Below are 23,031 nucleotides of genomic sequence, written 5' to 3'. Positions count from 1 at the left end.
ACCATGAAATTCAACTCATTGCAGACGCGCATATGCTTCACCGCCGGACTCTGCCTGTTTATCTCGTGCGCGAGTCTGGTCTTATATGGGCTTTATTCCTCGAATGCCAACCAGGCCTATGTGGGCACTGAAGTTTCCGCATTGATTGAAAGCGCCACCATCCGTGAAGTGCAAAACCTCGCGGAGTCCCGCGCCAACGTCATTAAGGCAAAGTTGCAGAATGCCTTGAATGCCGCGCGCGCACTGGCTGATGTGCTGGGGGCCAGCAAGGCTGCACAAAGCCCGTTGACGCTGGGCCGGGATCAAATCAATACGATGCTACTGAGCGTGCTCAAGGACAACCCCGACTTCAACGGCACCTATTCGTGCTGGGAACCGGATGCGTTGGACGGCCAGGATCAGGCATTTCGTAACAACGAGGGCGGTAACAACCCGTTGACCGGCCGTTTCACTCCTTATTGGACGCGCAGTTCGGATGGCCACATTGCCGTGCAGCCACTGGTCGAGTATGACTCCGATGCCCGTCATCCCAACGGCGTGCCCAAGGGTGGCTGGTACTCGGGCCCTCGGGATACCCAGAGGGAAAGCGTGCTGGACCCGATCCCCTACGTGGTGCAAGGCAAGAATGTATGGCTGACAACCCTCTCGGTGCCGATTACCGCGAACGGCAAGTTTTACGGGGTGGTGGGTGCTGACTTCGATATCTCGTTCATCCAGAAACTCAGCGAGCAGATGTCCGCCGACCTGTATGGCGGCAACGGCTCCGTATCGATCCTGAGCCATCAAGGGTTGGTGGTGGCTGACAGTAAACGGCCGGAACTGATCGGCCAACCGTTGAAGACGCTGCTGCCCGACACCTGGGACAAGGTGCTGGCCAATGTGCAGAAAGGCCAGGGGGACAGCCGACTCAACCAGGACTCCCAGGAAATCGAAGTGCAGATGCCCATCACCCTGGGCCGCAGCGAAAAACCTTGGGCCATCCTGATCCACTTGCCCAAGGCAGTGGTCATGAGCCAGGCCATAGCCCTGGAAAAGGAACTGCAATCACGCGGCGTCAAGAGCAGCATCTGGCAGGTGTCGGTTGGCGTGGCCATTTCCCTGCTGGCGCTGCTTGCACTGTGGTTTGCCACCGCGAAAATCGTCGGGCCGATTCGTGAAGCCGCCGCCTTGGCCGCCAACATCAGCCTGGGGGACTTCTCGCGTCGTCTGGTGCAAAAATCCGAAGATGAAGTCGGCCAATTGTCCTTTGCCTTGAACGATATGTCGGAAAGCCTGCAACGCCAGGTGCGGGTGGCCGAACGCATCTCCGAAGGAGACCTGGACCTGGAAGTGCGCCTGTCCTCGCCCAACGACACCTTGGGCAAATCCCTGGAGAAAATGGTCGGCAACTTGAACGCCTTGATCTCCCAGGTGCAGGCCAGCGCCACGCAAATCACCGGCAGCTCGACGCAGGTCACCGAATTGAGCCAGTCACTCTCCGACGGGGCCTCCAACTCGGCGTCATCCATCACCGAAATCAGTGCGGTCATGACCCAAATGGCAGCGCAGACCAGCGACAACGCCGCCAACGCCAAAAAGGCCGATGAGCAATCCCAGGCGTCGCGTGCCGACGCGGGGGAAAGTGACAAGCTGATGAGCGAATTGATTGCAGCCATGGCCGAGATCGACAATTCGGGCAAGGACATCACCGCCATCATCACCACCATCGACAACATCGCCGCCCAGACCAACCTGTTGGCCCTGAACGCTGCGATCGAGGCGGCACGCGCCGGGGAACTGGGCCGCGGTTTCGCCGTGGTCGCCGACGAGGTCAGGAGCCTGGCCGCCCGTAGCGCGGAAGCAGCCCAGCAAACAGCCGCGCTGATTGCCGACTCGTCGACCAAGACCCAGCGCGGCATGGTGATTGCCGGTCGTACCGCCGACTCACTGAGGAACATTGTCAGCGGTACCAGTGCTGTCTCAAGCCTGGTGTCGCTGATCTACCAAGCCTCCAGTGAACAGGCGTCCGGTTTGCAACAGGCCAGTATCGGCCTGGAGCAGATCGATGAAGTCACCCAGCAGAACCAGGTCAACTCCCAGCAATGCGCGGTGGCTGCCAGGAACCTGTCAGAACGGGCCAACTCCATGCAGCAAGGGTTGAGCCGCTTTAAAGTCAAAGCCTCGTAGCACCTGCAACGGCGCCAGGGGGCACTGTTCCCCTGGCCCGATACAAGAAACTCCTTCCCTATTCATGAAATATTAAGATTTGCCTCCCTATACTCACCGATTGCGCGCCGTTCCCCCGAACGGCCACTGCTCCGGTAGCCCGCCCCATGACGCGTCCCGTTCCTCTGCTACTCCTGCTGGCTGGTCTGTTGTTCTTCTTTGCGCTGGGTAACCATGAATTGCAAGGCTCCACCGAAGCCCGCGTCGCCGGGATCGCCATGGCCATGCATTTGGACAATGATTGGGTGGTGCCCCGGCTGTTTCGCGAGCCCTTCCTGGAAAAACCACCCCTGAGCCTTTGGCTGGACGCCGGGGCGATTCGCCTGTTTGGCGGCACACCCGGGGCGGTGCGCCTGGCGTCCGCGTTTGCCGGATTGTTCAGCGTGATGTTGCTCTATGGAATGCTGCGCAAGTTCGGGCGGCCGAAAACACTGGCGTTCTGCGCGGCGTTGATCCTGGCGACCATGGCCAGTTACTGGAGCAATGTGCGCGGGGTGGGTGAGGATGCCTTGCTCAGCCTGGGCGTGACCACCGCACTGCTGGCGTTCTACCAGGCGATGCGCCCCGAATCCGAGCGGCCAGGCTCCACAGCCTGGGCTTGGGCGTTGTTTACCGTTGGGATGGCAATCGCCACCCTGAGCAAAGGCGTGCTGGGCCTGGCGATGCCCGGCATTGTGATTTTTGTCTACCTGGCCAGCACCAGCCTGATGGACAAACGCCTGCGCATCGGTGATTGGCTCCGCCCGGCGCTGTTCACCTTGCTGGCATTGGTACCGTTGCTGATCTGGCTGGGCTTCCTGTTCCAGCGCGGCGGCATGCAGGCCGTGGGCGAAGTGCTGTGGACCAACAGCGTCGGGCGGTTCAGCGGCTCGTTCGTCGAAGCCGGGCACTACGAACCCTTCTACTACTACCTGGTGAAACTGCCGGAAGCGTTTTTGCCGTGGAATATCCTGGTGTACCTGGGCCTGTGGCACTTTCGTAAAAGCCTGGTGCGCAACCGTTACCGCCTGTTCTTCAGCGTGTGGCTGGTGGCGCAATTCACGCTGCTGACCCTGGCCTCAAGCAAACGCACGGTTTACCTGATGGCGTTGACGCCGGCCGCCGCGGTGCTGGCGGCGGAATATGCGCGAGTGCTGCTCGAATGGCTGAAGGCTAACAAGCCGGCGCTGTACCAACACCATCGGCGCGTGGTTGGCGGTGCCTTCACGTTGCTCATCGCCTGCTACCTGGGCGCTGCATTCTGGTACGCGCCCAAGGCTGACGAGCGCCAGTCATTCGTGCCGGTGATCAGTCAGATCCAGGCACTGCAAGCCGAGGGTAAAGAGGTGGTGTTGTTCCAGCCCAACGAGCGAATCGACGGGGCGAGTGTGTTCTACCTGCAGGCTTACTTGCCGATCCTGCAAACCGAGCCGCAGCTGCGCAGTTACCTGGCCGCCAAACCCGGCAACGTTGCGTTGCTGGATCGCACCGAGCAACTGAGCGGCAAGGTGACGGTGATCAAGGAGATGGCAATCAATCGCCAGCCTTACTACTTCATCGAGCAGTAAGGCCGGCACGGGGCATCAGTGCTTGGTGAGTTTGTCCAGGTAACCCATGGCAAACGCCGAGACCACGAAGGTCATGTGGATGATCACGTACCACATCAAGTGCTGCGGATCGACGTTCTTGGCGTCCATGAAGATGCGCAGCAAGTGGATGGAGGAAATCGCCACGATGGAAGCCGCCACTTTCATCTTCAGCGACGAAGAGTCCATGGTGCCCAACCAGTTGAGCTTTTCCTTGTTGTCATCGATATCCAGCTGCGAGACGAAGTTCTCGTAGCCGGAGATCATCACCATCACCAGCAAGCCGCCGACCAGGGCCATGTCGATCAACGACAGCAGCACCAGGATCAGTTCGGACTCGGCCATCGAGAACACGCTCGGCAGCAGGTGAATCACTTCCTGGAAGAATTTCAGCGCCAGCGCCAGCAACCCCAGGGACAAGCCGAAATAGATCGGCGCCAGCAGCCAACGCGAGGCGTACATAGCATTTTCGATAAAGCGTTCCATTGGTTCTCACACAGCTTGGCTAGAAATGGCGGCGAGTATACCAGCCGCCACCAAGCACCTGTAACCGCGAGAAAACTGACCTGGGCGGCATCTGTAAGAGAATTTTTCTGCTAGTGTCGAGCCCATCAACTCGGCTTCGATGATGTCGGACAGGAAAATTCAAATGATGGATGTGCGATCCCCTTTGGCCCGTTTTGGCCTGTGTGCGGCGTTGCTGATGATCGGCGGCTGCTCACCCAGTGATGAGCAGAAGCAGGCCACCCTCGAAGAGAAAACCGCAAAGTTCGAACAGTCGCTCGACAGTATCCAGGACCCCAAGCTGCGCGACGCCATCGCCGACCTCGGCGGCTCGCTGCTGTTGCTCGAACGGGCGCGCGCCAAGCTCGCCAGCAAGCCCATCGAGACCGAATACGGCGAAGACAGCCTCGCCCTGCTCAAGCACTACCCCACGCCCCAGGCCCTGGTCGACACCTATATCAACGGCTTGTTCGTGCTGCGCAAGACCTCCCACTCCGACTACCTGACCGATCTGCAGCCGATCTTCCCGTTCAATTTCAATACACCGGACCAGTTCCCGTTTCCTCACGGCCTGGAGTGGCAGTCCGTCACCTTGAGCAACAACAAAGTCATCCCGTTCCAGCCGGAATGGTCGGAGACCGATCCCGGCATCCAGTTGAGCCCCAGCAGTTCCAACCTGACCAACCCCGATGACCTGACGGTGACCTACCCGTTCATCGATGGCATCGAGACCGAAAACAAGAGCCAGCCGCAGCCCGTCCGCCTCAAGGGCACGGTGGAAGTGATCGCGCCGGGCAAGGTGTTGACGTTCGATTTGTCGAAGCAGGACGTGGGCCACAAGCGCACTGAAGGCAATATCACCGTCAACCTGATGTTGCTTGAGAAGAACTACGCCGAGATCGAACTGACCAACAGCGAACCGCTGGCGCCACAGGTCGGTGAGGATTCCCCCAACCCCTTGCTGGTGCAAGCACGTGACAGCACCGGGCAATTTCTCACCCGTTCCGGCTCGATCAATGAAAGCAACGCGCAGGTGGCCTTCTACGAGAAACAATTGGCGCAGATGCAAAAGCAGAAGGTCTGGTCGGATGCGTTTGAAAAGCAGCTGACCGAGGAGCAGAAAGCCTTCGAACACAAGCAGAGCAGTCATTACGCCAAGGTGTATTTCAATGGCCTGATCGACAACCTGCAAATCAACGTGCTGGATTTCTCCACCGCCACCGTCACCCGCAAGGACCTCGACCTGCCGGTACTGCGCTTCGACAAGAACAGCCTGCAACAAACCGTACAGGCCCTGCCGATGCCGGTCACCGTGTATGACGACGGCGCCGCCGCCTGGCTCAAAGGCGCGACGATGACCGAGGAGCAACTGAAAAACAGCGTCACCATCAGCCAGTCCGTCGACGACGCCAGTGCCGCGCATATCGTGTTCGATCACCCGTTCACCTTTAATGACGAACTGGTGGGCAACGAGCGCAATAGCAGCGAGTCGCCAGTGACGTTCTTCGCCGCCGATGAGAAAGGCGAACGTGGGGAGCCCATCGAGTTGCCGACCGAAGCGTATGAATTGAACCCGGCGCGCGGCACGCTCACCTACGACCTTAACCTGTTCCCGGAAAACCCGGCCTATGTGGTGGGTTCGATCCCGCTGTTCCTGGCAACGATCGAGAAAGGCGAGATCGATGTGACCAAGCTGCCCAAGGGCCTCTCTCTGAAGGACAACGCGCTGGTTGTCGACCAGAAAGAATTCCCCGCCGACAGCTGGCGTTTCTACGCCAAGGACGCCAGCGGCAATTACCTCAAGGAAATTCTCGGCGTGAGCCACCGCGCCGAGGAATACGGCACGGCGTTGTTCGATGTGCATTACTTCTATGGCCAGCCGACCGCACTGGAAAGCTATCAACGCACTGACCTGAGCACCGTGCAATACGGTTTCGAGGTCAAGCTGGACAAGCCCGAGGGCAAATGACCGAGCTTACAGGGCCAGACACTCCTGGCTGCCATTGAGCTGGCGTAAATGAGCCTGCATATGCAGACACCATATTTGCGGATCTGGCACCAGCTCATAGCCATGCAGGGTGAGGCTATCCACAATCGATTGCAGCATGTTTTCTGCCACGAAGGGCCCATGGAACGGGCCCTGGGACTTGATGGTGGAAGGCTGCTCGCCGGTCATTCCGGCGGCAAATAGCAAGGTCCACATCCCGTTATCCCCCGCGAGAGGGCGAATGGAACATTCAATACGGGTAACCAGGCCCAGGCACTGGCGGGTAAGGCAAAGGTTGCGCGGCATGGCGGCGACCCTCGGTAGATCGGTGTTCAGCCCCGATGACACGGCGAGACTGTCTCTATCCTGCGACTCCTGTGGAGATCCCTAAGCTCAGAATAGAAGAAAACCACGACAAACCAAGGTTGTAGGGACCAACGGCGTTGCGCTCTCAGGCGGGAGTCAATTTAGTGACGAACCTGCTTAACCCGTGGCGAGCGGGCCTGCTGTGGCAAACAGGCTGTTGCGGCGAGCGGGCTTGCCCCGCGTTGGGCTGCGCAGCAGCCCCAGTAAGACCGCCGCGGCGTGCCAGTCAGGTTGCGTCGCTTGGTTTTGGGGCTGCTGCGCAGCCCAACGCGGGGCAAGCCCGCTCGCCACAACAGCCCATTAAGTCGGCTTGGCTTCCGCCAGTGCATGCTGCGCCAGCTCTTTCTCAGCCTCCTTCAAGTCCTCCTCGCTGATCATCTCGGCAATCGCACGCAAACGCTCGACCACCCGCGCATTCACCGAGCCCTCGGGGAATTGCCCTTCAGCGTCCGGCTCGCCAGCCGGCTCGCCCACCAGCAGGCTCAAGGCCTCATCCGCCTGACGCACCGCGTAGATGTGGAATTGCCCGGCACGCACGGCCTGCAACACCTTCTCATCGAGCATCAGCGTGGCGACGTTGGCCTGGGGAATGATCGCCCCTTGCTGGCCGGTCAAACCGCGTGCCTCACACAGGCGGAAGAAGCCTTCGATCTTCTCGTTGACCCCGCCCACCGCCTGCACTTCACCAAACTGGTTGATCGAGCCGGTGATGGCAAAGCACTGCTTGAGCGGCGTCTTCGACAGCGCCGAGATCAAGGTGCACGCCTCGCCCAGGGACGCACTGTCGCCGTCCACGTAACCGTAGGACTGCTCCAGCGCGATACTCGCGGAAATCGCCAGCGGGAATTCCTGCGCATAACGGCTGCCCAGGTACCCGGTCAGGATCATCACGCCCTTGGAGTGAATCGGCTGGCCGAGGTTAACTTCACGCTCGATGTCGACAATGCCGCTGCCGCCTGGGTACACCGTGGCGGAAATCCGCGCCGGCACGCCAAACGCCGAATCACCGACCTCCAGCACCGTCAACCCGTTGCACTTGCCGACGGCCGCGCCGGCGGTGTCGATCAGGATCACCCCGGCGAGCATGTCGTCGAGAATCCGCGCCGACACCCGCCCGGTGCGCGTGGCCTTGGCCTTCAGCGCGCGTTCGATATGGCCGGCATCGGTCATGTCGTCACCCGCCAGGTGACGAATGAAATCCGCCTCGCTCACCAACTGGAACAAGTCACCAATGCGCGCCGACAAGCGCCCCTGATGCTCCGCCAACCGAGCACTGTAGGTAGCCAGCCGCGCCACCGCGTCCGACGTCAAAGGCGCCATGCCTTCTTCCGAAGTACGGGTTTTGAGCAACTGGGCGAACTGCTCCAGGCTTTCGTCGACCATCGGGATGTCTTCGTCGAAATCCACCAGGACGCGGAACATCTCCTGGAAGTCCGGATCGGCGTCCTGCAACGCGTAGTACAGCTGGCGTGAACCGATGATGATCACCTTGACCTGCAACGGGATCATCTGCGGGTTAAGGGTCACGGTCGCCAGGCGGCCCAGCTCACCCAGGGGCGACTCCATCTTCAACTTGCGCGACTGCAGGGAACGCTTGAGGGCGTCCCACACAAACGGCTCGCTGAGCATTTTCTCGGCTTCCAGGATCAGGAACCCGCCGTTGGCCCGATGCAAGGCACCCGGGCGCAACTGGCGATAGGTGGTGTAGAGCGCGCCCTGGTCGGTGCTGTATTCGATACGGCCGAACAGGTTGTCGTAGGTCGGGTGCGGTTCGAACACCACCGGCGCGCCGCCATTGACCGGATGCCCCACCACCAGGCTCGGGCAGTACTGCTCTTCGAGCAGCTTGCGGGCCTGGGCGTCGGTCTTGGCGTCGTCCACCAATTGCTCGACCACGGTCTTCAACAAGTACACCTGCATGGCTTGCAGGTAGCCGCACACAGCGGCGTTCTCCGCGTACTTTTCCGACAACGGCGACAGCAACGGCTGGAGGGCCAGGGTGATGGTTTCTTCGTTGAACTGGCGCAGTTGGTTGTTGGACTCGCGCTTCCATTGCGGCAGGCTGGCCAACTCTTCGTTGAGGCGTTCTTCCAGTTCGGAAATATCGGTGTGGAAACGCTCGCGATCGACTTCCGGCAGCTGCGAGAACTCGGCCTCGTCCAGCGCCCTGCCGTCGAGCATCGGGGTGAAGGCGATGTTGGAGCTGTCGCGGTACAGCGCCACGTCTTTTTCCAGGGCCAGGCGTTCAATCACGTCCAGGGCCTTGTCGTAGCGCTGGTTGAAGGCACGGTCGATCGCGCTTTTGCGCTGCTGGTACGTCGGGTGCTCAAAGACCGCCGGGAAGGTCGCCACCAGGTTGTCGATCAAGCCGTTGATATCGCTGATGAACGCCGCCGCGCCGCCCGCAGGCAGTTCCAGCGCACGCGGTTCGCGGGGCTCATCGAAGTTGTTCACGTAGACCCAGTCTGCCGGGGTCTGCAGGCGTTTGCCTTCGGCCTTCAGGTAGCGTTTGACGAACGAAAAGCGGCCGGTGCCCGGCTCGCCCATGACAAACACATTGTAACCGGGGCGTGGCATGGCCACGCCAAACTGCAAGGCTTCAACCGCACGTTCCTGGCCAAGCACACCGCGAAAGGGCTCCAAGTCATTGGTGGTCGAGAAGCTGAACTGTTCAGCGGAGAAAGGGCGAGTCAGCGCTTCGGGCGCTAGACGCAGGCTGGCAGCAACAGGATCAGGCATCGGGCTTCCTTACATCAGGCGGGGCAGATGACGGCATTCTGGCTCCCGGTTGCGCGCTCTGGCAAGGCGCGCTTTTTGTGAAAGCCTGGACACGGCATGCGTCCTACAAAAAAAACGCGACAACTCTGATTGTTTTATAAAAAATCACGGAACCCCTGGAACCTGCCTAAACTCCAAACTGCGCGGGCCGGACTAATAACTGGCCCCTAAGGCGCTATGAAGTGCCTGAACCCTTGTCCATTGGTTTGCACACAAAGAGAAAAAAGCTATGAAACGGATCCTTCTCGGTACTCTCTTCACCGTCGTCTCCCTCAATGCAATGGCTGAAGCACCAGGCGGCCCGAACTGCGGTTGGGGCAACATGCTGTTTGAAGGCCAGCGCGGTACTCCAGCGCACTTCCTGGCGTCCACCACCAACGGTACTTCGGGTAACGCCACCTTCGGCATGACCTCGGGCACCAACGGTTGCAGCACCAACAGCGCCCTGACCTACGGCGGCAAGTCCTGGATTGCCATGAATGGCATGATGAACGAGCTGTCCGAAGACATGGCCAAGGGCAATGGTGAAGCACTGACCACCTACGCCGTGGTACTGGGCGTTGCCCCAGAAGATCGCGAACACTTCGCGGCCGTGACCCACGAGCACTTCCAGCAAATCTTCAGCAAGGCTGACGTCACCGCTGACGACGTGCACAACAACACCCTGGCTGTACTGAAAAGTGATGCCCGTCTGGCGAAATACGCTACCCAGGCTTAAGCTCGACCTGCCCGCGCCCTCCAAGGCGCGGGTTTTAATTTTGGACCCGCCCCCCCTTGGGTCTTACTTTTCCCGACTTAAGTTGCCCCTATGCTCAAACGCTTTGCCTGGATGGCACTCTTCGCCTGCGCCCCGCTGTACGCGGCCCCGCACATTGATGACCAACGTTTGCAGCAACTGGCCAATGATCCGTTCTGGTTGTCCCTGGGCCATTACGAAGCCGGCAAGATCAGCGGCTGGCGCAGCTATGTCAGCGACAAGAAATTCTTCCTCGCATCCGACGGCGCCCACCACCCGGACGCCGAACTCAAGGCCACCGTTGAAGCGCTGTACGCTCCGGCCAGCCTGGGTGAAAAACACGCCCAATGCGTTTACCCCGCACGTACCCGCTGGCTCAAGGATCAGTTGCAACTGACCGACCTGCCCGCGCTGGACTGCACCGAATTCAAGCAATGGTTCAAGGATGTCGCCCCCCACAGCGCGGTGATGATCTTCCCGGCGGCCTACCTCAACAGCCCGTCCTCCATGTTCGGCCACACCTTGCTGCGCATCGACCAGGCGGATGTACAAAGCAACAACACCGCCCTGCTCAGCTACGCGATCAACTTCGGCGCCTATATCGAAGGCTCGGACAACAGCATCCTCTATGCCTGGAAGGGCCTGATGGGCGGCTACCCAGGCCTGTTCGCACTGGTGCCCTACCAGGAAAAACTCTCCGAATACCGCAGCCTGGAAAACCGTGACCTGTGGGAGTACCGCCTGAACCTCACTGAAGTCGAGACCAAGCGCATGGTCGAACACGTGTGGGAACTCAAGCAGATCCAGTTCGACTACTTCTTCTTCGACGAAAACTGCTCTTATCGCCTGCTCGAACTGCTGCAAGTGGCCCGACCCGGCCTGCGCCTGACTGAACAGTTCCCGCTCACCGCGATCCCGACCGACACGGTCAAGGCGGTGAAAGAGGCCGGGCTGGTCGAGAAAATCGACTACCGGCCGTCCCGTGAGCGCGAGCTGCTCGAACGCGCCAAGCCGCTGGACAGCGATGAACAGCAATGGGTACTGAAAGTCAGCGATGACCAGAAGCAATTGCAGGAGCCTGCGTTCAAAGCCCTGCCCCGCGAACGCCAGGCCCTGATCATCGACGCCGCCTACCGCCTTGGCCGCTACCGCGCCAACGGCCTGGAGCGCGACACCGAACGCTCCCAGCGCAGCTTCGAATTGCTGCGCGCGATCAACCAGAACCCCGCGCCCGACCTGAAGGTCGAGCGCCCCGGCCTGCCCGAGAACGGCCATGAGTCGCGCACCTGGCAGGCCGGCATCGGTACCCGGGGTGACAAGACCTTCGGCGAATACGGCCTGCGCATGGCCTACCACGACCTCAACGACAACGCAGAAGGTTTCCCTCTCGGCGCGCAGATTGAAATCCTGCAAATGAAACTGCGCCAGTACGAAGGCAACCACTGGCAACTGCAGCAACTGGACCTGGCCACCATCCGCTCGCTGACGCCTCGCAACGCGTTGCTGCAACCGTGGTCATGGCAAGTCACCGGCGGCCTGGAGCGCGTACCGGGCAAACACGACGACGAAACCCTCGTGGCCCACGTCAACGGTGGCGCCGGTGGCACCTGGCAACTGAGCGATGACATGCTCGGCTTTGCCCTTGGCACCGTGCGCGTGGAACACAACAACGACTTCAGCGAAGCCATCTCCCCCGCTGCCGGCTTCAATACTGGCGTGCTGTGGAAAAACCCGCTGGGCAACCTGAGCCTGGAAGCCAAGGGTGATTTCTTCACCAATGGCGAAGTGCGCCGCAGCCTCAGCTTGAACCAACAGTGGGAACTGTCACGCAACCTCGGCCTGCGCCTGAGTGCCCAGCGTGAGTACAGCCACTTATCGACGCCGGTGAATGAAGTGATGCTTGAGGTGAAGTGGTATCACTACTGATTAAAGCCTGGCGATGCTCAAAAATGTGGCAGGGGATTGGCCCCCAGATTTTTTTGTTAGCATGGCCCGCACAATCAGGAGTTCACTCAACATGGCCGTTACCTGCACCACCCTTGAACAAGTCCGCGACAACATCGACCGCCTCGACCAGCAAATCGTCACCCTGCTGGCCGAGCGCGGCCGCTACGTCTCCCAGGCCGCACGCTTCAAAAAAGACACCGATGGCGTCAAGGCCCCGCAGCGGGTGGAACAGGTGATCGCCAAGGTGCGGGACCTGGCGCAGACCGTGGACGCCAATCCCGAGGTGACCGAACAGGTCTATCGCGCGATGATCGCGGCGTTTATACAGCAGGAATTGGCGGAACATGCGGTCCTGACAAAAGCGGCAGAGCCGCACAGCTAATCCAGTCAGTTAAGGCGGAACACTGAAACTGTGGCGAGCGGGCTTGCCCCGCGTTGGGCTGCGAAGCAGCCCCAATAAGGCCACCGCGCTTATCCAGGCATATTAAATCGCCAGGTTTTGGGGCTGCTGCGCAGCCCAACGCGGGGCAAGCCCGCTCGCCACAGGTTACTTAGTGTTTGCTCGTTCTATCTCTTAACTGACAGGCATTAGGGCTTGCCACACGGGCAGCGCTTCTCGTTGCCATCGCTTGGGTGACGTCATCCCCTACCGCCAACACATTTCTCACCGCCCTTTCACACCGCCCCGACAAATCCCTATCTAGACTTCCCGTATCAGCCGTGAAACGGCCAGGGAGCAAGCGATGTGGCGGTATGCAGTGATGCTGTGTGCAGTGGTGGTGATGTCGGGTTGCCAATCAACCCATCAGGAGTTGCTGGCCAAGGGGTATCCACCGGCCTTTGCCGATGGTTTTGATGACGGTTGCAGCAGCGGTCGCCAGGCTGCCGGGGTGATCACCGGGGAATTTCGCAAGAACGTGCCGCGCTATTTGAAAGACCGTCTGTATGCAGAAGGCTGGGAAGATGGTTTCCGCCAGTGCAAGGCCATGCGCGAAAACGAAGAGTTACGCGACTACAAGGACAATCACTGGGATGACCGCGAGCGCGCCTGGCAGCAGGAGAAAGACCGCGACGCGGGCAGGGCTTATCGCTCGCAATAGGTCGTTTTCAGATATCCATCGAAACTAAAGCGCGGCGACCATGGCCCAAGCTCCATAGAGGGAGAACGTCATGAGCCGAGCTTTTGTAAACGAAGACAACGCAGCCGCCCAGGCCGATCTGCCGGTAGAACGCCAGGTCAGCGCGCAACCCAACCGCCTCACCGCGCAAGGGTTGGCGCAGTTGCAGACCAAGGTCGCGCAGTTGCAGCAGGCATACAGCATCGAATCCGCCAAGGGCGAACAGGCCGACAAGCAGCGCCAGGCTGACCTTGAGAGGGATTTGCGTTATTTCAACCAGCGGGTGCAGAGCGCCCAAGTGGTTGCGCCGGCCACTTCCACCGACAAGGTGCAGATCGGCAGCTGGGTCACCTTCGCCAATGAACAGGACCAACAACAACGCATCCAGCTGGTGGGCGAAGACCAGGCCGATGCCCACGCTGGCTTGATCAACTGGGGTTCGCCCCTGGGCCGCGCCTTGCTCGGCGCCCAGGTGGGCGACGAGGTACTGTGGCAGCGCCCCGTCGGCGACCAGTTGATCGAAGTAGTGCTTATCGAGCCCGAAGCCTAGACGATGCCCTGCGCCAGCATCGCGTCGGCAACTTTCACGAAGCCCGCGATGTTTGCACCCTTCACGTAGTTGACTCGGCCGTTCTCCTCACCGTAATGCACGCAGGCGTGGTGGATCGACTGCATGATGTTGTGCAGCTTGCTGTCCACTTCGCCAGCGGTCCATAGCAGGCGCATGGCATTCTGCGACATTTCCAGGCCACTCACCGCGACGCCACCGGCATTGGACGCCTTGCCAGGGGCGAACAGGATGCCCGCCTCGATAAAGATATCCACAGCCTCCAACGTCGCCGGCATATTGGCGCCTTCGGCCACGCAGATGCAGCCGTTGCGCAGCAGGGTGCGGGCCGCTTCGGCGTCGAGTTCGTTCTGGGTGGCACAAGGCAACGCGATATCGCAGGCCAGCTCCCAAGGGGTTTTGCCTTTGCGGAATTCCAGGCCAAAGCGTTCGGCCAGTTCACTGATACGACCGCGCTGGACGTTTTTCACTTCCAGCAGCGCCAACCATTGTTCCTCGGTCAAACCGCTTTCGGCGTACAGGGTGCCTTCGGAGTCGGACAGGGAGATCACCTTGCCGCCCAGGTCCATGACCTTGCGCGCCGCGTATTGCGCCACGTTGCCAGAGCCGGACACCGCCACGCGCTTGCCTTCAACCCGCAGGCCGTCGCGCTTGAGCATTTCTTCAGCAAAGTACACACAACCGAAACCGGTGGCTTCAGGGCGGATCAGGCTGCCGCCGTAGGTCATGCCCTTGCCGGTCAGCACCGAGGTGAACTGGTTGCTCAGGCGTTTGTACTGGCCGAACAGGAAACCAATCTCGCGAGCGCCCACACCGATGTCGCCAGCCGGAACGTCCACGTCCGCGCCGATATGGCGGTACAGCTCGCTCATGAACGCCTGGCAGAAACGCATGACTTCAGCGTCGCTCTTGCCCTTGGGGTCGAAGTCCGAGCCACCTTTACCGCCGCCCATGGGCAACGAGGTCAGGGAATTCTTGAAGGTCTGCTCGAAGGCGAGGAACTTCAGCACGCCCAGGTTTACCGACGGGTGGAAGCGCAGACCGCCCTTGTAGGGGCCGATGGCGCTGTTCATCTGGATGCGGAATCCGCGGTTGACCTGAACCTTGCCGTGATCATCCACCCACGAAACCCGAAAGGTAATCGCACGCTCCGGCTCGCAGATGCGCTCCAGGATGCCCGAAGCCAGGTAGTGAGGATTGGCTTCGAGAAACGGCCACAGGCTGCGCAGGACTTCTTCTACCGCCTGGTGGAATTCCGGCTGGTCGGGGTCGCGTTTTTTGAGGCGGGCAAGGAAGGATTCGACGGATTCGATCATGAAAAGTCTCGGCAAATTGATTGTTTTTGAATGAGATTGAGCCGGACTTTATCAATTCATGTCGCACCGCGACAGGGCAAAATGTCGCCTTTGTGAATTTAAATGGTGCATTAGATATAAATAAACCGCGAAAACGGGGATTTTTCGCACTTAAAAAGGGATTTCAAAGCCCGGTCATGCACCAATAGGAAAATAGCTATCTGGGGCCCGCGCCCCAACGCCGGTAGGAGCGAGCTTGCTCGCGAAAAACGTCAACGATAACGCGTACTTCCTGAATCAACGCGGCGCCTGTGCGTTTTCGCGAGCAAGAACTAGGCGCCCCCCTCGCTCCTACAAAAAAGCCTTAACTGACTGGCACCAGGGCAAGCCCCTGCCACATTTGATCGGTGTGGGTCAGGAAAAACGCGCAAAAAAAAAGCGGAGCCCGAGGGGCTCCGCTTTTTTCAAACCAGCCGGATCAGGCCAGTTTTTTGTGCCGTACACGGTGCGGCTGGGCAGCAGCTTCACCCAAACGCTTTTTACGGTCCGCTTCGTACTCGGTGTAGTTGCCTTCGAAGAACACTGCTTGCGAGTCGTCTTCGTACGCCAGGATGTGGGTCGCGACGCGGTCAAGGAACCACCGATCGTGAGAGATCACAATGGCGGCGCCTGGGAAGTCCAGCAGGGCTTCTTCCAGGGAACGCAGGGTTTCAACGTCGAGGTCGTTGGACGGTTCGTCGAGCAGCAGCACGTTGCCGCCCTCTTTCAAGGTCAGGGCCAGGTGCAAGCGACCGCGCTCACCACCGGACAGGTCCTTGACGAACTTCTGCTGGTCGCCGCCCTTGAAGTTGAAACGGCCAACATAGGTACGCGACGGAATTTCATAGTTGCCGATGCGGATCTGGTCGGAACCATCGGAGATTTGCTGGAACACCGTCTTGCTGCCATCCAGGTCTTCACGGCTCTGGTCGACACACGCCAGTTGCACGGTTTCGCCGACTTCGATGGTGCCCGAATCCGGAGTCTCCTTGCCCATCAGCATGCGGAACAGCGTGGATTTACCCGCACCGTTACCACCAATAACGCCGACGATCGCGCCTTTTGGCATGGAGAACGACAGATTGTCGATCAGCACGCGGTCGCCATAGCCTTTGGAAACGTTCTTGAATTCGATGACCTTGTCACCCAGGCGCGGGCCGGCCGGGATGTAGATCTCGTTGGTTTCGCTGCGCTTCTGGAATTCCTGCGACTGCATTTCTTCGAAGCGTTGCAGACGGGCCTTGGATTTGGACTGGCGGGCCTTGGCGCCTTTGCGCACCCACTCCAGTTCTTCCTTCATGGCTTTTTCGTGGGCCGATTGCTGCTTGGATTCGGCGGCCAGACGGTCGGACTTGGCTTCCAGCCAACCGGAATAGTTGCCCTCGTAAGGGATACCGGCGCCACGGTCGAGCTCGAGGATCCAGCCGGCCACGTTGTCCAGGAAGTACCGGTCGTGCGTGATCGCAACCACGGTGCCGGGGAAGTCATGGAGGAAGTGTTCCAGCCAGGCAACAGAATCGGCGTCCAAGTGGTTGGTCGGTTCGTCGAGCAGCAGCATGTCGGGGGCCGACAGCAGCAGTCGGCATAGGGCCACGCGACGTTTTTCACCGCCGGACAGGTGCTCGACCTTGGCGTCCCACGCCGGCAGGCGCAGCGCATCGGCGGCGACTTCCAGCTGGCGCTCCAAATTGTGACCGTCGCCCGCCTGCAGGATGGCTTCGAGCTTGGCCTGTTCGGCAGCCAGCTTGTCGAAGTCGGCATCCGGTTCGGCGTAGGCGGCGTAGACCTCGTCCAGGCGAGCCTGGGCGTCCTTGATCACGCTGACGGCTTCTTCAACCACTTCACGCACGGTCTTGGTCGGGTCCAGGATCGGCTCTTGCGGCAGGTAGCCGATGTTCAGGTCGGGCATCGGGCGGGCTTCGCCCTCGAACTCGGTGTCGACGCCAGCCATGATTTTCAGCAGGGTGGACTTACCCGAACCGTTGAGGCCGAGCACGCCGATCTTGGCGCCGGGGAAAAAGGACAGCGAAATATTTTTCAGGATTTCCCGCTTCGGAGGGACAACTTTGCCCAGCCGATGCATGGTGAAGACGTATTGAGCCATGGTGAACCTAGCGTCAGTGACTGATGAATTGAGCGGGCGAAGCCCGTGCCAGGCCATGCGCCGCGCGGGCCGTTGACTATCATCAATGCCAGCGAGCGGAAAAAGCCTGAATATCTGGGGCTGGAACGCCCCCGCGTAACCGGCAAAGCTACCTGAATGCGCCTGGCCAGTCCAGCCAGGCGGGGCTGGCACTTTGCCACAACTCAAGGCATGCTAGCCGCCCTCCGGGCGTCCGGCTTATAGTGCACGTCGCGCGCCAGTCCAGCCAAACCGCAGGATCACAGCTTGTCCAAAGTCACGCCGCCCACTCCTCTGCGCGCCGCTCATATAGCGCCGGGAGCGCCCCTGCACGGCACCCTCAAAGGCGCTTTGGCGACGCTCGTCCTCATGCTGCTTGCGCTATTGTTCTGGCAACTGCTCGACCAACTGCAGCAAAACCAGAAAAACCAGCAGCAATACACCATCGACTACAGTGCCGACCTGGCTGAACAGATCAGCCTGAACATGGCCCTGAGCGCAAAGATCGCCTTGAACCTGCTGCCGATGGTCGAGCCGCCGCGTGACAGCGAACAGCAACAGGTGCTGATGCGCACCTTGCAGCGCTCGTTGCCGGAATTGCGCAGCATCGCCCTCCTCGCCCCCAGCGGTGCACTGATCAGCGACAGTGCCACGGATAGCCAGGACAGCGCCTGGCTGGAGGAACTGGTGCAACGCAGCCACGCCCAGTCCTACTATTTGAGCAACAACAACGACGGCACCCTCATCTATCTGTTGCTGCATCAGCCCAGCGGCGGCTCGAGGATGTACTGGGTCCTGCGCCTGGACCCCAGCTACCTGGTCAACCTGACCCGCCAGGACGGCCAAGGCCAGCGCCCCATGTGGGTCATCGAGAACCGCCTGAACCACCGCGTGGTCGGTCGCGACAGCGGCATGCCGACACAATGGGCCAGCGCCCTGACGCCGGATGAGTTGAATAAAAGCGTGCTGGTCACGCCCCTGAGCAAAAGCGACTGGCAATTGCGTGGCCTGTTCGACCGCAACGCGGTGCTGGAACAACTGCTGCCAGCGTTTATCGGCAAGTGCCTGCTGGGCCTGGCCTTCTCGCTGGTGCCGGTGATCGTGCTGCTGAACATGCGTCGTCGTCAGCGCCAGGTGCATGAGGGCCGGCGGCGCTACCAGGATATTTTCGAAGGCACCGGCGTGGCCCTGTGCGTGCTCGACTTGTCGGGCCTCTACACGTTTTTCGACAAGGCCAGCGTGCACACCCGCGAGCAGTTGCACGCCTGGCTGCGCGACCATCCCGAGGAGCGCCGGCAACTGCTCAAGGAGCTGCGTATCACCGAAGTCAACCAGGTCGCCGTGCGCCTGCTGAACGTGACCTCGTGCGAGCAAGCCTGGGAACGCCTGATTGACGATTGCCCGCGTAACGCCACGGCCATCGGTTACCAGGTGCTCGAAGCGGTCCTGACCCAGCAAAACCAGCTGGAGCTGGAGATCCAGCTCAGTGATGTCGCAGGCAATGAGCAATACCTGTGGCTGGTGATGCGCTTGCCGGAGCAGCAGGACGACTTCAAGGCGGTGATCCTCAGCATCAGTGATATCACCAGCCGAAAGCTGATCGAATTGTCGTTGGTGGAGCGTGAAAGCTTCTGGTCGGACGTGGTGCGCACCGTGCCGGATCACCTGTATGTGCAGGATGTGATCAGCCAGCGCATGATTTTCAGCAACCACCACTTGGGCCACACCCTCGGCTACAACAAAGCCGAATTGCAGCAAATGGGTGAGTACTTCTGGGAAATCCTGCTGAACCCCGAAGATGCCGAGCATTACCATGACTTGCGCCAACAGCAGCGCCAGGCCGGCTATTCAACGCAGTTGCAATGCCAGCTGCGCTTCCGTCACCGCAATAACCAATGGCGGCGTTTTGATATACGTGAACAAGCCTTGGCGCGTGACAAATCCGCACAAGTCACGCGCATCATCGGCGTGGCCAAGGACATCACCGACCAGATCGAAGCCAGCGAATCCCTGCGTGACAGCGAACAGCGCTACCGCATGCTGGCTGAAAGCATCAGCGACGTGATCTGCTCCACCGACAGCCAATTAGCGCTCAACTACATCAGCCCCTCGGTCAATGCCGTTCTGGGCTATGACGTGGACTGGGTGTTCAAGAACGGCTGGCAGTCGATCATCGCCAACCCGCAGCAACTGGCCGGCATCTATAGCCTGGTCGAACAGGTCAGCCGTGCCTTGGGCGACGCCGAGGCGCTGACCCGCTTGCGTGACGACGTGCAGACCCAACTGTTCCTGTTCGACTGCCTGCGCGCCGATGGGCGCAAAGTGCCCATCGAACTGCGCCTGGTGCTGGTGTGGGACGACCACGGTGCGTTCGAGGGCATCCTCGGCGTGGGCCGTGATATCAGCCAGCAACGCCGCGCCGAGAAAGACCTGCGCATGGCGGCCACGGTCTTCGAGCACTCCACGTCGGCGATCCTGATCACCGATCCGGCAGGCTACATCGTGCAAGCCAACGAGGCATTCAGCCGAGTCAGCGGTTATGAGGTGGCGGATGTGCTCGATCAACTGCCGAACATGCTCACCGTCGACGAACAACAGGAAGCGCACCTGCGCTACGTGCTCAAGCAACTGCACCAGCACAGCACCTGGGAAGGCGAGGTGTGGCTCAAGCGCCGTAATGGCGAGCATTACCCGGCCTGGGTGGGCATTACCGCCGTGTTCGACGATGAAGGCGACCTGGCCAGCTATGTGTGCTTCTTCAGCGATATCAGCGAGCGCAAGGCCAGCGAACAACGCATCCACCGCCTGGCGTACTACGACGCCCTGACCCACCTGCCCAACCGCACCCTGTTCCAGGACCGCCTGCACACCGCGCTGCAGTCGGCGGAACGGCAAAAGTCGTGGGTGGTGCTGATGTTCCTCGACCTCGACCGTTTCAAGCCGATCAACGACTCCCTGGGCCATGCCGCTGGCGACCGCATGCTCAAGGAAATGGCCACCCGCCTGCTTGGCTGCGTCGCCGAAGACGACACTGTGGCGCGCATGGGCGGCGACGAGTTCACCTTGCTCCTGCAACCTCGGGTCAGCCGTGAAATGGCGCTGAACCGCGCCATCCATGTCGCCGAACAGATCCTCGCCAGCCTGGTGAAGCCATTTGTGCTGGAGGGTCGCGAGTTCTTTGTGACCGCCAGCATCGGCATCGCCCTCAGCCCCCAGGACGGCAACGAGCTGAGCCAGCTGATGAAAAACGCCGACACCGCGATGTATCACGCCAAGGAACGTGGCAAGAACAACTTCCAGTTCTACCAGGCCGACATGAACGCCAGCGCCCTGGAACGCCTGGAGCTGGAAAGCGACCTGCGCCACGCCCTGGACCAAAACGAATTCGTGCTCTATTACCAACCGCAGTTCAGCGGCGACGGCAAACGCCTGACCGGGGCCGAAGCCTTGCTGCGTTGGCGCCACCCGCGCCGTGGCCTGGTGCCGCCAGGGGACTTCATTCCGGTGCTCGAAGAGTTGGGCCTGGTAGTGGACGTGGGGGACTGGGTGATCAGCGAAGCCTGTCGCCAGCTCAAGACCTGGCACCAGAACAAGGTGCGCGTGCCGAAAGTCTCGGTGAACATCTCCGCGCGGCAGTTCTCCGACGGCCAACTGGGCACGCGCATCGCCACCATCCTCAAGGACACCGGCCTGCCGCCGGCATGCCTGGAGCTGGAGCTGACCGAGAGTATCCTGATGCGCGAAGTCAACGAAGCCATGCACATCCTCGACAGCCTGAAAAACCTGGGGCTGAGCATTGCGGTGGACGACTTCGGCACCGGTTATTCGTCACTCAACTACCTCAAGCAATTCCCCATCGATGTGCTGAAAATCGACCGCACCTTCGTCGACGGCCTGCCGTCCGGCGAGCAGGATGCGCAAATCGCCCGGGCAATCATCGCCATGGCCCACAGCCTCAACCTGGCGGTAATCGCCGAGGGTGTGGAAACCCATGAGCAGCTGGACTTCCTGCGCGAGCACGGTTGCGACGAGGTGCAGGGTTATCTGTTCGGGCGGCCGATGCCGGCGAATCGGTTCGAGGCACAGTTCAGCAACGACGCGCTGTTCATGTTCGACTGAAATTTTGTGGTGAAGCCACTGGCCTCATCGGGGGCAAGCCCCCTCCCACAGGGAAATGCGCTCCAGATGTGGGAGGGTTCTACACCCCGATGAGGCCGGCAATGACACCGCTCATCCCTAAGTGAATCCCACTTGTCCGCGACATGATGTCCTTTCATATGCCATCTAAAACCCATTGGGTTAGAATGCCCTCCTTTTCTGCCCCCGATCCTTGAGGACCGCCATGTTCAGCCGTGATTTGACTATTGCCAAGTACGACGCCGATCTCTTCGCCGCCATGGAGCAAGAAGCCGTGCGCCAGGAAGAGCACATTGAGCTGATCGCTTCGGAAAACTACACCAGCCCTGCGGTGATGGAGGCTCAAGGTTCGGTTCTGACCAACAAGTACGCCGAAGGCTACCCAGGCAAGCGCTACTACGGTGGCTGCGAGTACGTCGACGTGGTTGAGCAACTGGCCATCGACCGTGCCAAAGAACTGTTCGGCGCCGATTACGCCAACGTCCAGCCACACGCCGGCTCCCAAGCCAACAGCGCCGTGTACCTGGCCCTGCTGCAAGGCGGCGACACTATCCTGGGCATGAGCCTGGCCCACGGCGGTCACCTGACCCACGGCGCCAGCGTTTCCTCCTCCGGCAAGCTGTACAACGCCGTTCAATACGGTATCGATGCCAACGGCCTGATCGACTACGACGAAGTCGAGCGCCTGGCGATCGAGCACAAGCCAAAAATGATCGTCGCCGGTTTCTCTGCTTACTCGCAGATCCTCGACTTCCCACGCTTCCGCGCCATCGCTGACAAAGTCGGCGCGTACCTGTTCGTCGACATGGCCCACGTGGCCGGTCTGGTCGCCGCGGGCGTCTACCCGAACCCGGTACCGTTTGCTGACGTGGTCACCACCACCACCCACAAGACCCTGCGCGGTCCACGTGGCGGCCTGATCCTGGCACGCGCCAACGCCGAGATCGAGAAGAAGCTGAACTCCGCCGTATTCCCAGGCGCCCAGGGTGGCCCGCTGGAGCACGTGATCGCCGCCAAGGCCATCTGCTTCAAGGAAGCGCTGCAGCCTGAGTTCAAGGTCTACCAGCAACAAGTGGTGAAAAACGCCAAGGCCATGGCCGACGTGTTTATCGCACGCGGTTTTGACGTGGTATCCGGCGGTACGGAAAACCACCTGTTCCTGCTGTCGCTGATCAAGCAGGACATTTCCGGTAAAGATGCTGACGCTGCCCTGGGCAAAGCCTTCATCACCGTGAACAAGAACTCCGTGCCGAACGATCCACGTTCGCCGTTCGTCACCTCCGGCCTGCGCTTCGGCACCCCGGCTGTGACCACTCGTGGCTTCAAGGAAGCAGAGTGCAAGGAACTGGCGGGCTGGATCTGCGACATCCTGGCAGACCTGAACAACGAAGCCGTGATCGACGCGGTTCGTGAGAAGGTCAAGGCCATCTGCAAGAAGCTGCCGGTGTACGGCGCTTGATTGCAGTTGCTTGACTGAGAAGCCCGCTGTAGGAGCGAGCTTGCTCGCGAAAAACGTCAACGATAACGCGTGCATCCTGGATACACGCGGTGCCTATGAGTTCTTCGCGAGCAAGCTCGCTCCTACAAGCGGGCTAATGAGATGGTCACCCCCACACCCTGCGAGGGCTACGCTTTCGCAGGGTGTTTTGTTTTTGGAGGCCATC

Annotated in this window: 15 protein-coding genes; 10 read left to right on the top strand and 5 right to left on the bottom strand. The window is 60.4% G+C overall.

The genetic code is table 11. From position 1 onward, the window contains the following. The first annotated feature begins 3 nt into the window (after positions 1-3). Together AC1Q6I_RS12460 and AC1Q6I_RS12455 are read left to right on the top strand one after the other, a co-directional pair. A complete protein-coding gene (locus AC1Q6I_RS12460; RefSeq protein WP_102623732.1) occupies positions 4-2,166 on the top strand; it encodes a methyl-accepting chemotaxis protein in 2,163 nt (720 codons plus the stop codon). A 146-nt stretch (positions 2,167-2,312) separates the two neighbouring features. Beyond that, positions 2,313-3,752, top strand: a complete 1,440-nt coding sequence (locus AC1Q6I_RS12455) for an ArnT family glycosyltransferase (RefSeq protein WP_024077485.1) — start codon at positions 2,313-2,315, stop codon at positions 3,750-3,752. Between the two features lie 15 nt (positions 3,753-3,767). On the opposite strand, the gene AC1Q6I_RS12450 is transcribed toward AC1Q6I_RS12455, so the two are convergent. Beyond that, positions 3,768-4,256 carry a TIGR00645 family protein gene (locus AC1Q6I_RS12450; protein WP_024077486.1) on the bottom strand — a complete coding sequence of 163 codons (489 nt, stop codon included), beginning with the start codon at positions 4,254-4,256 and terminating at the stop codon, positions 3,768-3,770. A gap of 163 nt (positions 4,257-4,419) precedes the next feature. Between AC1Q6I_RS12450 and AC1Q6I_RS12445 the strand changes: the two genes are divergently transcribed. Continuing rightward, on the top strand, positions 4,420-6,243 hold the full coding sequence (locus tag AC1Q6I_RS12445; protein WP_024077487.1) for a hypothetical protein: 1,824 nt from the start codon (positions 4,420-4,422) through the stop codon (positions 6,241-6,243). 6 nt (positions 6,244-6,249) lie between these two features. On the opposite strand, the gene AC1Q6I_RS12440 is transcribed toward AC1Q6I_RS12445, so the two are convergent. Further along, entirely contained in the window at positions 6,250-6,567 is a 318-nt protein-coding gene (locus tag AC1Q6I_RS12440; protein ID WP_041161302.1) for a PA4575 family protein, read from the bottom strand. Positions 6,568-6,927: 360 nt separating this feature from the next. Next, positions 6,928-9,366, bottom strand: coding sequence for a Lon protease family protein (locus AC1Q6I_RS12435; protein WP_102623733.1), 2,439 nt, complete (start codon positions 9,364-9,366; stop codon positions 6,928-6,930). A gap of 268 nt (positions 9,367-9,634) precedes the next feature. Between AC1Q6I_RS12435 and AC1Q6I_RS12430 the strand changes: the two genes are divergently transcribed. From AC1Q6I_RS12430 to AC1Q6I_RS12410, 5 genes are all read left to right on the top strand, one after another. Continuing rightward, positions 9,635-10,123 carry a DUF3015 domain-containing protein gene (locus AC1Q6I_RS12430; RefSeq protein WP_016973832.1) on the top strand — a complete coding sequence of 163 codons (489 nt, stop codon included), beginning with the start codon at positions 9,635-9,637 and terminating at the stop codon, positions 10,121-10,123. A 90-nt stretch (positions 10,124-10,213) separates the two neighbouring features. Then, positions 10,214-12,067, top strand: a complete 1,854-nt coding sequence (locus AC1Q6I_RS12425; RefSeq protein ID WP_069077051.1) for an Lnb N-terminal periplasmic domain-containing protein — start codon at positions 10,214-10,216, stop codon at positions 12,065-12,067. Between the two features lie 91 nt (positions 12,068-12,158). Continuing rightward, complete coding sequence (locus AC1Q6I_RS12420) at positions 12,159-12,470, top strand: chorismate mutase (RefSeq protein ID WP_024077491.1); 312 nt, start codon at positions 12,159-12,161, stop codon at positions 12,468-12,470. A 361-nt stretch (positions 12,471-12,831) separates the two neighbouring features. Then, complete coding sequence (locus AC1Q6I_RS12415) at positions 12,832-13,188, top strand: hypothetical protein (protein WP_024077492.1); 357 nt, start codon at positions 12,832-12,834, stop codon at positions 13,186-13,188. A gap of 70 nt (positions 13,189-13,258) precedes the next feature. Continuing rightward, complete coding sequence (locus AC1Q6I_RS12410; protein ID WP_024077493.1) at positions 13,259-13,756, top strand: GreA/GreB family elongation factor; 498 nt, start codon at positions 13,259-13,261, stop codon at positions 13,754-13,756. Here the strand turns inward: AC1Q6I_RS12410 and gdhA are convergent. Beyond that, a complete protein-coding gene (gene gdhA, locus AC1Q6I_RS12405; protein WP_024077494.1) occupies positions 13,753-15,090 on the bottom strand; it encodes an NADP-specific glutamate dehydrogenase in 1,338 nt (445 codons plus the stop codon). The two genes, AC1Q6I_RS12410 and gdhA, sit on opposite strands and share 4 nt — an antisense overlap. Before the next feature lie 457 nt (positions 15,091-15,547). After that, on the bottom strand, positions 15,548-17,212 hold the full coding sequence (gene ettA / locus AC1Q6I_RS12400; protein ID WP_024077495.1) for an energy-dependent translational throttle protein EttA: 1,665 nt from the start codon (positions 17,210-17,212) through the stop codon (positions 15,548-15,550). 285 nt (positions 17,213-17,497) lie between these two features. Here ettA and AC1Q6I_RS12395 point away from each other — a divergent pair, with 285 nt between their 5' ends. Together AC1Q6I_RS12395 and glyA are read left to right on the top strand one after the other, a co-directional pair. Continuing rightward, positions 17,498-21,349: a sensor domain-containing protein gene (locus AC1Q6I_RS12395; RefSeq protein ID WP_069077050.1), complete on the top strand. Its 3,852-nt coding sequence runs from the start codon at positions 17,498-17,500 to the stop codon at positions 21,347-21,349. Positions 21,350-21,572: 223 nt separating this feature from the next. Continuing rightward, entirely contained in the window at positions 21,573-22,826 is a 1,254-nt protein-coding gene (glyA, locus tag AC1Q6I_RS12390) for a serine hydroxymethyltransferase (protein WP_024077497.1), read from the top strand. Positions 22,827-23,031: the final 205 nt, after the last annotated feature.

The sequence above is a fragment of the Pseudomonas sp. MPR-R2A5 genome, from assembly GCF_058793055.1.
The sequence above is the reverse complement of the archived record's forward strand: the minus strand, read 5'-3'. Positions and strand labels throughout refer to the sequence as shown.

Excerpts from the sequence above, each read along its gene's own strand:
- AC1Q6I_RS12460 (WP_102623732.1), top strand. The coding sequence starts at position 4 with ATGAAATTCAACTCATTGCAGACGCGCATATGCTTCACCGCCGGACTC.
- AC1Q6I_RS12455 (WP_024077485.1), top strand. The coding sequence starts at position 2,313 with ATGACGCGTCCCGTTCCTCTGCTACTCCTGCTGGCTGGTCTGTTGTTC.
- AC1Q6I_RS12450 (WP_024077486.1), bottom strand. The coding sequence starts at position 4,256 with ATGGAACGCTTTATCGAAAATGCTATGTACGCCTCGCGTTGGCTGCTG.
- AC1Q6I_RS12445 (WP_024077487.1), top strand. The coding sequence starts at position 4,420 with ATGATGGATGTGCGATCCCCTTTGGCCCGTTTTGGCCTGTGTGCGGCG.
- AC1Q6I_RS12440 (WP_041161302.1), bottom strand. The coding sequence starts at position 6,567 with ATGCCGCGCAACCTTTGCCTTACCCGCCAGTGCCTGGGCCTGGTTACC.
- AC1Q6I_RS12435 (WP_102623733.1), bottom strand. The coding sequence starts at position 9,366 with ATGCCTGATCCTGTTGCTGCCAGCCTGCGTCTAGCGCCCGAAGCGCTG.
- AC1Q6I_RS12430 (WP_016973832.1), top strand. The coding sequence starts at position 9,635 with ATGAAACGGATCCTTCTCGGTACTCTCTTCACCGTCGTCTCCCTCAAT.
- AC1Q6I_RS12425 (WP_069077051.1), top strand. The coding sequence starts at position 10,214 with ATGCTCAAACGCTTTGCCTGGATGGCACTCTTCGCCTGCGCCCCGCTG.
- AC1Q6I_RS12420 (WP_024077491.1), top strand. The coding sequence starts at position 12,159 with ATGGCCGTTACCTGCACCACCCTTGAACAAGTCCGCGACAACATCGAC.
- AC1Q6I_RS12415 (WP_024077492.1), top strand. The coding sequence starts at position 12,832 with ATGTGGCGGTATGCAGTGATGCTGTGTGCAGTGGTGGTGATGTCGGGT.
- AC1Q6I_RS12410 (WP_024077493.1), top strand. The coding sequence starts at position 13,259 with ATGAGCCGAGCTTTTGTAAACGAAGACAACGCAGCCGCCCAGGCCGAT.
- gdhA (WP_024077494.1), bottom strand. The coding sequence starts at position 15,090 with ATGATCGAATCCGTCGAATCCTTCCTTGCCCGCCTCAAAAAACGCGAC.
- ettA (WP_024077495.1), bottom strand. The coding sequence starts at position 17,212 with ATGGCTCAATACGTCTTCACCATGCATCGGCTGGGCAAAGTTGTCCCT.
- glyA (WP_024077497.1), top strand. The coding sequence starts at position 21,573 with ATGTTCAGCCGTGATTTGACTATTGCCAAGTACGACGCCGATCTCTTC.